At 33.4% G+C, this 11977-nt stretch carries 10 protein-coding genes; 5 read left to right on the forward strand and 5 right to left on the reverse strand.

Annotation, left to right across the window (positions count from 1 at the left end; translation table 11 throughout):
* Positions 1–186 precede the first annotated feature (186 nt).
* Entirely contained in the window at positions 187–1434 is a 1248-nt protein-coding gene (locus P2086_RS17835; RefSeq protein WP_317898123.1) for a hypothetical protein, read from the reverse strand.
* A 314-nt stretch (positions 1435–1748) separates the two neighbouring features.
* On the opposite strand from P2086_RS17835, the gene P2086_RS17840 reads away from it, so the two are divergent.
* The 4 genes from P2086_RS17840 (at position 1749) to P2086_RS17855 (ending at position 5619) form a co-directional block, all read left to right on the forward strand.
* Positions 1749–2753 carry a hypothetical protein gene (locus P2086_RS17840; protein ID WP_317898124.1) on the forward strand — a complete coding sequence of 335 codons (1005 nt, stop codon included), beginning with the start codon at positions 1749–1751 and terminating at the stop codon, positions 2751–2753.
* 81 nt (positions 2754–2834) lie between these two features.
* Positions 2835–3701: a restriction endonuclease gene (locus P2086_RS17845; protein ID WP_317898125.1), complete on the forward strand. Its 867-nt coding sequence runs from the start codon at positions 2835–2837 to the stop codon at positions 3699–3701.
* Positions 3702–3766: 65 nt separating this feature from the next.
* Positions 3767–4201, forward strand: coding sequence for a hypothetical protein (locus tag P2086_RS17850; protein WP_317898126.1), 435 nt, complete (start codon positions 3767–3769; stop codon positions 4199–4201).
* Positions 4202–4461: 260 nt separating this feature from the next.
* On the forward strand, positions 4462–5619 hold the full coding sequence (locus tag P2086_RS17855; RefSeq protein ID WP_317898127.1) for an MFS transporter: 1158 nt from the start codon (positions 4462–4464) through the stop codon (positions 5617–5619).
* Positions 5620–5686: 67 nt separating this feature from the next.
* Here P2086_RS17855 and P2086_RS17860 read toward each other — a convergent pair whose 3' ends face one another.
* Both P2086_RS17860 and P2086_RS17865 read right to left on the reverse strand, forming a co-directional pair.
* Positions 5687–6313, reverse strand: coding sequence for a LuxR C-terminal-related transcriptional regulator (locus P2086_RS17860; protein WP_317898128.1), 627 nt, complete (start codon positions 6311–6313; stop codon positions 5687–5689).
* Positions 6306–8144, reverse strand: coding sequence for a tetratricopeptide repeat-containing sensor histidine kinase (locus P2086_RS17865; RefSeq protein WP_317898129.1), 1839 nt, complete (start codon positions 8142–8144; stop codon positions 6306–6308). Before P2086_RS17865 ends, P2086_RS17860 begins: the two co-directional genes overlap by 8 nt.
* A 230-nt stretch (positions 8145–8374) precedes the next feature.
* Between P2086_RS17865 and P2086_RS17870 the strand changes: the two genes are divergently transcribed.
* Positions 8375–9400: a Vps62-related protein gene (locus P2086_RS17870; protein WP_317898130.1), complete on the forward strand. Its 1026-nt coding sequence runs from the start codon at positions 8375–8377 to the stop codon at positions 9398–9400.
* On the opposite strand, the gene P2086_RS17875 is transcribed toward P2086_RS17870, so the two are convergent.
* A complete protein-coding gene (locus P2086_RS17875; RefSeq protein ID WP_317898131.1) occupies positions 9397–10161 on the reverse strand; it encodes a LytR/AlgR family response regulator transcription factor in 765 nt (254 codons plus the stop codon). The genes P2086_RS17870 and P2086_RS17875 overlap by 4 nt on opposite strands.
* A gap of 2 nt (positions 10162–10163) precedes the next feature.
* Entirely contained in the window at positions 10164–11666 is a 1503-nt protein-coding gene (locus tag P2086_RS17880) for a LamG-like jellyroll fold domain-containing protein (RefSeq protein ID WP_317898132.1), read from the reverse strand.
* Between the last annotated feature and the right edge of the window lie 311 nt (positions 11667–11977).

Genomic DNA, 11977 nt, shown 5'->3' on the forward strand with positions numbered 1-11977 from the left:
TCGTTGGTCAATAGTCGATAGTCAATTTCCCGCTTTTTTTATGTGTTCTTATATTTCTTATATGGTTCAATCTTATCTTCAATTGCCCGCTTCCCTTATGTTCCCTTATATTTCTTATGTGGTTCAATCTTATCGTCAATTGTTTTGTTCGTCTAATATGACCTTATGTTTCCTATTTGGTTTAATTTATTCCTTAACTTTCTCTTTTTTCTTTTTTTCTTTAGTCGCCAACGGTAAAATTAACGTGTAACCCAGACGTTTTCTGTTTTTCTGGCTATCATCATAATCGTAATACTGTAAACGATATTTAAAATCTAAAGAATTTTGGTATTCCATTGCAATCTCCACAAACAAAGAGAGTCTATCTTCAAATGTAACGTTGCCAATTGCTTTTGGAAATTTATAATTCATCAAATACTCAAATAAATTTTCTTTGGTTTGCACCAAAAAACGTTCTACTAATTTTTCTGTATCTAATTTTATTTGCTGTTCTAAACCTTTGTCCTTAAAATTACCTGCCATTCTATCAGCAAGGCCACGCACCATAAGACGCGTGAGTTTGTATTTTTCAGAAATACGTTTACATAAAACATGTCCATCATCTGTATACAAAAAGTCAATGGCTATTTTTGTTTTAGGACTCTTGTGCCCATTATACCTTAATGAACTTACACTGGAAACAATTTCGTTGAAATTTGTTTTGAAGTGAAGCGTGCTGTGATCTTTGATTTCCTTAAGACGCTGGGCTTTTTTGTAAACATCAATTTGAAATTGAATTTTATTGATGTAGTCTGTAATGTCTGTTTGAATTTCGATTAAGTAATCTAGATTTTCAATTAAACTTACTTTTAGCGCTTGAACAATGCCATACAATTCTGAATCGTTTGTTAAAGCAAACAAATTGCGAGTTTCCTCCACAACATCGGTCGTACGTTTAATAAATTCTATGATTGTATCACGTTTTTCTCTATAATCTTCAAGCTTTTGAAGCTTAATACGGTAATTACTTTCGTTCTTGTAAGTATCGTCAACATTCTTTTGTAGCTTGATGATTTCTCGGGTAAGCGTAGCATTAATACGTTTTAAGTATTTTTTGATACTGCGTAAAAAGCGCATTTCACGTGCCTCTTGGTAGAAACGAATGTGACGTGTAAGCTCGTTGATGTAATCGTTTATGAAACCAGGTGTTACCTCGCCTATCTCCATGAAGTCCTCAAACATCGCCACTACAGCGTCATTCAGACTTACAATGTTTTCATACTCATAAACAAGATCAAGCGATTTTAATTTTTGTAATTGTTCGTGTGAAATATCTTCACGCCCCAACAATTCATTCACAGTGATATTCTCACGGTTCGCGAATAAGAACTCAACTACGTTTCGGTGTTGATAGAGCTGTGAAAGGATATCATTTACATTTACCTGTAATGCCATATTTGTGTGCTAACCACTAAATATACTAATGCTAGTGGAGGCAATAAAACGCGATTATTAACAAAAACCTGAGTAATTAACTTTTTAAAATAAAGTGTCTGATTATAAGCCTATTCAGGATTTCAGAGCTTAACAAAAAAGTATTAACAGGTGTTATTAAGAGTTAACACCTGTTGAAAAGATTAACATAACTGAATGTTCTTTATATTAATTCTACGAATAATGCTTCAAACAAAATTCTCTGTGATACTCATATGTTTGTTTTATGTATTAAATAATTTCGCTAGCTTTATACATATTAACTCCCAGAAATAATGAAACACATCTCCTCTAAAAACATTCTTATCGCCTTTAGTTTTTTATTAATTTTTTCTTGTAAGAAAGAAGAAAAAAAAATCGATAACCCAGTTCCCGTTCCTGCTCCGACGCCAGATCCATACACCTACAATAACGAATTACAAAGTTCCAAAGACATTAGTTTTGCTACTTATGTAATTTCAGACCTTGATATGATCTGTGCCTATGCTTCGCAAGGTATTTCTGGCGACTATGAGGCAACTCCTTCTCAATCGTCTTCTACAACAACAATTGTAAGCGATACAATGGTTAAACAAATTGTCTACGCTTGTAATAATAGTCGATGTAAAGATGGTAGACTTCGCAACGGAGCTGCTTTTTTTTATTACGGCTACGATCCAACAAATAATTATTGGGCTCAACCCAATGCAAACCACTATGAGTCATATGGGTTTTCAGCAAGCGTTTATTTAGATGATTTTAGAGTAAATGACTGGAAAGTGCAAATTTTTGATCCTTCACAACCTGCGCATATAAGAAACACTTTAGCAGGTGATTTATACAATCCGGCTCTAACGAACTTAACCTGGGAAATAAGTGGCAAGTTTCAATTCATCAATAACCTAGACCCTTCGCGAAATCTTGTTTGGGAAGGAGTGATTAAAAAGACACTGAAAAACACTAGTGATACTGCTGTATTTGCAAACAAAAAAGCAAAAGTAAAATGGCATCTTGCAAAACTAGATTACATCGGAAGCTTTAGCGGAATGCGCAGCTCTTCACAAACACTGTATACTTATAAAATAGACTCAAATACGCCTTTATACCGTGACATGACTTGCTCATACGCACCACAAGGGGCTACGGATGTTACCGAATTCCACCCTTTTGTTTTTGGAAAAAGTGTATTCACAATTGGTGATTATCATCCCCGTACAATTGATTATGGTCCTACCCTTAATTGCGACAACAAAGTAAATATCAGTTTTAAAGATGAATCGCATACAGAAGAATTAGATTAAGCAATTTAAATACTTGTAAGCGTTTGTAGACGTTTGTTTACGAGACAAGCAGGTAGTTAGTGCCAATTTTAAGACGACAGAATGAAAGAAACATTTAATTATAAATATGACGACTTGTTCAATCCAACATTGACAGCATTACAAAATCTTGGTGGCTCCGGTTCAGTTCCAGAAATCGAAGAACAAGTTGCGACAATTCTCAAACTGACAGACGAACAAATAAATGAAATCCATCGTGGTAACACGAGTAAGTTTACGTATCGACTTGCATGGGCACGAAATTATTTAAAGCGTTACGGACTTTTAGAAAATTCATCACGTGGTATTTGGGCGTTGACAGAGGAAGGCATCAAATCTAAATCCGTTGACAAAGAAGTAGTAAAACGCAAAGTTGTCGCCGAGGACAAGCAAGAAAGATTAATAAAGGAAAAAACAAAGACAACTGAAATCATCGAAGAACAAGAAGATGATGAAGAAATCCAAAAATTCAGTTGGCAAGAACAAATAATTGAAGAACTACAAAGCATTTCTCCAAGCGCGTTCGAAAGACTTTGTCAAAGACTATTACGTGAGTTAGGTTTTCAAAATGTTGAAGTAACAGGACAGACAAATGACGGTGGCATTGACGGTAAAGGTATGCTTAGACTTGGCGGAGTTCTTTCATTCCACGTAATATTTCAAGCAAAACGTTACAAAGGCAGCGTTTCACCTTCTATAGTTCGCGACTTTAGAGGCGCAATGGTTGGTCGTGCAGACAAAGGACTTATAATAACAACTGGGACATTTACTCGTGAAGCCAAGCGAGAAGCATCAAGAGACGGAGCGCCACCAATCGACTTAATGGACGGCAACGACCTTGCTGAAAAATTAAAAGAATTAAAACTTGGTATCGACATAGAACTAGTTGAAAAAGTAAACATTAAACGTGACTGGTTTAAGACATTGTAACCGGACAGAAAAAACTACCGCTAACAGCCGCTAGAAAAATAACCCTAAACACTATTTTTTCCATCATGAAAAAAACAAAAAAAGCCCAACTAACACAAATTACTTTGTTCGTTTTAATCTTTCTTTTATTCGCCTGTCACAAAAAAAACGGCTCACCTCTTCGAAATAATGAACCTTGCCCTTTTAAAAGCCAGGAATGTGACAAGGCTATTTTCACATTATACAATCGCACGCAAGAAATCATTTATTTTGGTATTGGAACAAATATGTGGGAAGACTCACTACTGCCGGGTCAATACCACCGAGAGATATATGGACACGTAAAGGTTACTTATGATAAAAATTGTGAATTAGAAAAGGAAAGCTGGGCCACACATTATCTGAGTTCAAATTGGGGCGATTGGGCTTACAATATTGATCACTGCAATAAAAAATCGGCATTTGAATATGAAGACTCCAGCAAAACCCGAATCTTACTCTATGATGTAACGGAAAATTGAAATCATTACCGTTTCGATGAGTTGATAATATGCATTGTCAATAAATGGTCTCAATAATCCATGGTTATCAACACAAACAATCACTATCACTATTATGTAAAATAATAAATATTTATTGAAACAGATATACTTGCTTTCATCCCCAGCATTTTGCTTTTTTGTTTTACCATGATAAAATATTTTAACTTCACGTCGATCATAGTGTCATGGAAGAATTGGAAACTGGTAAGCGACATCTTAATAACCGTTATTAAAACATAATGAGACTCATTCTTTTTATAATAGTTATTTCTCAGTTCCTCTGCACTTCACTTTGGTTCGCTGGCAACTCTATAATTTCAGATTTAGCAAAAGATTTAAATCTTGATCAGAATTTTTTAGCACACCTAACAAGCGCCATTCAATTTGGATTTATTACAGGAACATTCGTCTTTGCCGTTTTCACTATTTCAGATCGTTTTTCACCGTCATTAGTGTTTTTCTGTAGCTCTATTCTGGCGGGCCTTTTTAATCTTGGTATTTGTATTAATGATATAGACGAAAGCGAAATTCTTTTGTTCAGATTTTTAACTGGCTTTTTTCTTGCAGGAATTTATCCTGTTGGTATGAAAATAGTTTCTGATTATTATCAAACGGGTTTAGGAAAATCACTAGGGTTTTTGGTCAGCGCTTTGGTTTTAGGAACAGCCTTCCCTCATCTTTTAAAAAATTTCACGTTGGGCTTTCCCTGGAAGTACGTTTTATATGGTACTACAGGTTTATCCGTCATTGGCGGTCTGAATGTTTTATTATTTGTACCAAACGGACCTTACCGTAAACCCGCACAGAAAATAAAGTTAACCGCATTTATAAAAGGTTTTACCAATAAAAATTTCCGCTCCATTTCGTTTGGATATTTTGGTCACATGTGGGAACTATACTCGTTTTGGACCTTTGTGCCAATCATGATTACATCCCGCAACAATTATTACACAACTACTAATCTGAATGTTTCTTTATTATCCTTTTTAATAATTGCGGCTGGTTCGGTAGCTTGCGTGTTCAGCGGAATGCTTTCACAGTACTTTGGAGCAAAAAAAATAGCTACGTTATCACTCGCGCTATCTTGTGGATGTTGTCTTGTTTCTCCATTTTTTCTATTCTCCAGATCTTCAATTCTGTTTATCCTATTTTTGTTTATTTGGGGACTTGTAGTTATTGCTGACTCTCCTCTATTTTCAACTTTGGTTGCTCAAAATGCACCAGACGAATCAAAGGGAACTTCTCTTACAATAGTTAATTGCATTGGGTTTTCAATAACGATTGTCAGTATCCAATTCATAAGTTTAGTTTCCTCTAAAATAAACCCGCAACTTATATATATGCTTTTAGCAATTGGACCCATACTTGGCTTAGTAGCATTATTGAAGAAAAAGTAAAATAACACCTTGTTTGTTAAAATAAATTGGATTTAAATTCCAAGTAACAAAGACATAAGGAAACCATTTAATGAATGTACCCCAAACTAACTCCAGCCTTAATAAGGCCAGCTAGATTGGTTACATTTAATTTTTCGAATAAGTTTTTTCGATGCGATTCCACCGTACTCACCGAAATAAAAAGTTCCGCCGCAATTTCAGAAGTTTTCTTTTCTAGTGCAATTAAAATAAGAATTTCGATTTCACGCTTACTTAATTCATTCGAATTTGTACTTGCGTTTAGTTTTTGTCGAATAAAATCATATTCGTCTGGTAAATACAAAGCTTCTTCGTAAACAGTTAAAACAGCCTTTTCCAAATCACGTAAGGTTTGATTCTTATTCACATATCCTTTAACACCAGCTTTGAAAAGAAGTTCTACAAGCATTGGGCTATTTAAAGCAGTATAGGCAATAATTTTTTGTTGAGGGAATATTTTTAGAACATCCTTAAACGAATTAACACTTAAAGTACCCGGCATCACAACATCCATAATTAAAACATCTGGTGACTGTTCAGTGAGTGTTTCAATAATTTTTTGTTTTTCTGTTACAATAAAAAGAACAATATACTTCCCGCCTTTTTTTAATTCCAAGGAAACGCCTTGCGCAACCGCTTCGTGATCATCTATAATACCTACTTTTATATTATGCATACTTCGGAAGTGTAAATATAAAAACAGTTCCAGAAGGATTATTCTTTTTAACGGAAATAGTTCCATTAAATTTGTTTATTAACTCAAAGGTAATATACAGTCCCAAACCAAATCCAGTTTCGTTATTGGTTCCTAACTTACTTTTTAAAGTGCCTGAAAATAGCTCATTTACCTTATCTTCTGTAATTCCAGTACCTGTATCACTCACAAACATTCCTCCTTCTGAATTTAATCCAATTATCACTTCGCTTTTTTCGTAACTGAATTTTATAGCGTTTGTAGTAAGATTACGAATAATAATTCTCAATATATCTGATGGAATTTGGAACACACTATTTTCTGGAAGTGTATTTCGTATACTAACTCCTTTTTTAGAAGCCATAAATTTTAATTCTTTTTCTATTTCCGTAGCAATATTCCAGGCATTGGCTGTACTATTCTTATTATGGCTTACGTTTAATTCTGTACGCGCCCAGTTTAATAAATTTTCGAGTATCTGATTCGATTGTGTTATTTGATGACGCACATCGGCAGTATAACTATTTAAATCCTCCTGACTAATATTTTCCTTATCTAATAGATCCATCAACATTTGCAAGGTAATTAAAGGGCTTTTAAAATCATGCGCGATCACCGAAAATATTTTTTGGTTCAGTATATTTAGTCGCTCTATTCTGGCTTTTTGAATTTCCACTTCACGCTTTTGACGTCTTGTTCTGATATAAATAAATGCCACAAAAAATAGACCCAACACTAAACACATGGCACCCGCAATTAAAAAGGCAATTCTTTTTTTGCTAGTTTCTTCTTTTCTCACTCCTTCTTCCATTGACAATTTTTGCAAAGCAATCGTCTTTTCCTTCTCGCTTAACATTAAACGGCGTTCAATATCATTTACATTTTTTACTTTCTTAATCGTGAATAAAGAATCAGATAACTTTTTTAATCTGCTTTGAGATAGAAATGCATTTTTATAATTATTTATCGATTCGTAGCAGCCAATAATACCTTTAAGAGCATCCGATTCCTCAATAGGCAAATTGTTTTCTTTCGCCATCTCAATAGCAGTGCAGTAATAAGAAATAGCTTCTTGCGGCTTTTGTGTAAGAGCCAATAATGATGCTTGCTCAGTTATGGCCGTTATTTGCGCATCCAACATTTTATGCCGTTTCGAAATAATTACTGAGGAATCAAACTGAATTCTTGCGAGCTTATAATTCTTCTTATGTAAATTAATCAAGCCTGCATTGAGATAATAATAAAACCACTGCATGCTATTTGGCTTTATATATTCTTTAGCTTCCGAAAGCACTTTTAACCCCTTTTCATATTCACCAATATATGAATAATCGTTTGCCAGATTGGTCAAAGATGACATTAATCCTTGGGTATCACCAATTTCACGGTATAAATCACAAGCCTTTATTAGTAAAAAAATTCCTTCACCTTCCTTATCTATTTTGCTGAAAGCGGTAGACATTAAATCGTAACATTTTGCTTCGCGAGATTTTTTATTATTCTTTTGAAATATAATAACAGCGTCTCTCAAACACTTAAGTGCGTGTTCAATGTTTCCTTTCAGTATCTCTGTTCTAGCAACAGAATACCAAGCTTCAGCCTTACACAGCTCTAAATTGTGTTTTGTAGCGTGCAATAAAACTTTATTGGTATACAAGAGGCTCAATTCTGGGTCGGTGTGGTAAACTTTATTAGCTTCTTTCAATAAACTATCACAGTAGTGTGTTTTTTGAGTAAGAGTAATACCATTTTGAGAACAAATAACTCCGGGACAGAATAAATAAACCAAAAGAATTAGGTAAGAATACTTCATTCGTTAAAACAATTTATACCTTTTGCTGCAATATAATGCACAAAGCTTAAGGTTTGAGTTCTCTGCAAATATATACATTTCACGGGGCATCTGAACCAAAAATCATGGTTTACCCTGATTGATTAAAAAAGAGTAAAATGATACGTTTGTATTAACCCTGTTATTTTTTTTGTTCCGGAAATTAAATCAAAGGATAAATAACACACCTACAAACCCTAGTACTACAAATTATGAATGAGTTAAAAACAACAGAACGCACAATAACCAGACCTGCACCTAACCTAACGGAGTTAAATGAACTAATTGCGAGATATGCACCAATCCTATATTTTGATCTTGAGGAAAAACACAAACCACTATCAGTTGAAAGTTATTTAAATAAAGTCTCTTTGGTTAACGATTCTGAAAAAATTAAAATTCAAGCCAACCAAAAAAACTTACCAGTTGGACAAAAACATAGAGGCAGATATTATTTAGAGTTTAACGGAACGTCACCAAGCTCCGAAACTACTTTACAAACAACTAAGGTTTATGTTCATGCTAAATTACATTCATCTCTTTACACTGACTTACAATTCTGGTTTTTGTTTGAAGAAGACGGCACAGTTGAAACCTCTATTAAATGGATTATAGATACAATAACAGGTCACAGCGCCGATCCTGATTTGGGTCCATTGGGTCGTCAAATGGGTTGCTGGAAAAGAATTACTATAAGAATTGATAATGAGAAACGCGAAATAAAGAAATTATTTTTCTCGCAACCAGGAAATGGTATTTGGATAGATTCAGAAAACATTGAAAAATTTAACAACAGAATTAACGTGTACCTCTCCAAAAACTCACATTTTTTTTATCCGAACGAAGGAACACACTACTCTGAAAAGTTAAGTCTACCGGTATATTCCAGCGTTCTAGAATTTTCTTTTAAAAACACAATCACAAAAGGCGATTCCTTTGATTGTTCAAGTTGTTATGAATTGATTTCTGCTGACTACCTTGGTGAAAACAAACCTTCAGAACCCTATTGGTTAAATTTTTGTTACCCTTGGGGAAAAGAAGACACTTCGTATTTTAATCATAAATCACTTAAAGAAATTATTGCCAATGCTTTCGGATCCAAACTTGAATTTTTGCTTAGTAACTCAGTTACCAATGAACTTTTGGGCTACTTGCAAACTTTTTTCACAAAACAATTACAAAATGGTTCAAACGGACCTAAAAATCATGATTGTTGGGGAGGTGACGAGCTTGACTAATTAAACCCATCATCACTCAGCTTTAAATGGCTTAGAAACTCATCCTTTTTATTTTTTGAAACTGGTATTCTCTTATTTCCTTGAAGTACCACGTAACCTACACCTTCCTTAACATAGCGCGTTACATAATTTATATTAATTACAAAGGAATTATGAATCCGAATAAAATGTAAACCCTCCTTACACAAAATTGATTCATATTCTTTAAGTGATTTAGAGACTTCTAACACCATCATATTTGTTAATTGAATTTTAGCCCCATTTGAATTGGCTTCAACGTAAATAATCATTGATGGCGTTACGTACTCAATGCTATCTTTAGAAGGCAATGGGACTCTAAGATTATTAAATCCTACAATTTCTTTGAGCGTGCTCTGAATATCTGGATACATCAATTTTTCGTCTTTTCTTTTCTGAATTCTTTGAACGGCATTTAGCAATTCTTCCGAATCGATAGGTTTTAACAGATAGTCTGTTGCCGACTTTTTTATTGCTGCCACTGCGTACTCCTGATGTGCGGTAGTAAAAATTAAATTGAAATTTTTGTGTTCTAATTTTTCAAGAACTTCAAAACCATTTAGAGAGGGCATATTGATATCCAAAAAAACAATATCAGGCCGATAGTTATTTATTAATTCAACTCCTTCCGCAGGATCTGTAGTTTGAGCAACAACTTTAATCTCTGGTACAAATTTTTTAATTAACAGTTCCAAACTACGTAAACCATTGTATTCATCATCTATTAATACTGCATGTAACATGATTAATTGAATTTTGGTATCACAATTTCTACTAAAGTGCCCTCGCTTTCTCCTGTAGAATTTTCCTTATCCGTTATTTTAAATGAGCAATTAATTCCAGTGGCTTTTTCGAGAATATCCAGACGCTGTTTAATAAATTCGATCGCCATCGATTTTTTCTTAAAAGGATCCTTTTGCTTAAAACTGTATTTTCTTCCAACTCCATTGTCATCAATCCGGCATAATAGTGTTTTTCCATCAATATCAGAAAGTGTAATTTTAAGAACGCGATTATCTTGTTTTGGAAGCAAACCATGCCAAATTGCATTTTCAACAAAAGGTTGAATTAACATAAAAGGTATTTGAACATTTTTTGGATCAGAAATAGTTGATTCAATAATTACTTCAAACGATTTATCAAAACGTAATTTTTCAAGCTCGAGATAACTATTTAAAATTTCCATTTCTTCTTTTAATGAAATGGATTCAGAGATACTACTTTCAAGCAATTTTCTTAACAACTTTGAGAATTTAACCAAATAAGAATTTGCATTTAAAGCATCCTCTTCCAATATAAAACGTTGTAAAGTATTTAATGAATTAAAAATAAAATGCGGGTTCATTTGCGTACGAATGGCTCTCGTTTCAAGCTCATTCATATGTGCATTGATTTTATTTTTTTCATTTTGCATTTCAAGATCTCTTTTAAATTTTCGGACAATAATCCAAACAATAAAAATTATTAACAATACCAAGGCTAAAATCCAGGATAACCATTTTAGATAAATCGTTAACCTATCTGGATTAGATTCATTGAACAGTTTGTCTACTTCCTGTTGAGAAATAACACGGTCATAAATATTAATATCGTCAATTGTTCCACACAAATAGCGTTCATTTTTTTTATTAGCGGTATTCCCAATAATAACTGAATCACCATTTAAAAAAACGCTTCTAAATCTTTTTTGAAGTCTTGCTTCTAATTTATTATCCAAGTAAAGAGCAAGCCAATCATCATCGTAAGTCATAACAATATGATGCCATTTTCTTAAACTTAATACACCTCTTGAATTAAGTGTAATTTGGTTATTATGGTCCTTAGAGGTGGTGACGTTAATCTTATTTGTATTAAAATTTAAGCCGATAAAATACCCCTCATAAAAATCATCACCAGCATGACTTTTTGTAATGAGTATTGGATTGTAATCCCAACCTTCAGTACCCTTTTGTACAATAAGTTCAACATTCACCCACAAAGAAATAGTTCCTTTCTTGGGTTTTAAAACACTATCTGTTCCAAGATTAATATAACTGCTATTATTTCCATGCAGATAAATTGCTGATTCCTTATTTCCAAATCTGTCTTCAACAAAAGAAATACCAAGCATCTTTGGTCGGGTTAATCTCGAGTGGGTATCGACTTTACCATTATTAAAATAATAGGAAGCCACTGGCTTGTTGCTTAATTGACTCTTTGCATAAACAGCAAGTAAAATAAAGAAAAGCAGTGTTCTATATTTGAGCATCCTTAAATGTATATATAATTCTAAACAGTACAAAAATGGTCAAGAGTGCTATTAAAACAACTGTAAAAGCTTTTTCACTCAAATTCATAAAACGGCCTCAGTATTTGAGCAATTTTATTTTATTAGTACAATTTTTGTAAGTACAGTTAGCAAGCAGAAATTTACCGCTTGTAAAAGGCAAAAGTTTTTTCGTTGATGACGGTTTTTTACTAAAGAAATTCCTAATTACCGTACATCTCTTTATCCATAATACTTAAAACATTGTTCGTTTTTAATTTCATTTTTATTAAAGCTTTCCGTTTTATAAAATT

It is taken from the genome of Aurantibacillus circumpalustris (genome assembly GCF_029625215.1).
Taxonomy (GTDB): domain Bacteria; phylum Bacteroidota; class Bacteroidia; order B-17B0; family Aurantibacillaceae; genus Aurantibacillus; species Aurantibacillus circumpalustris.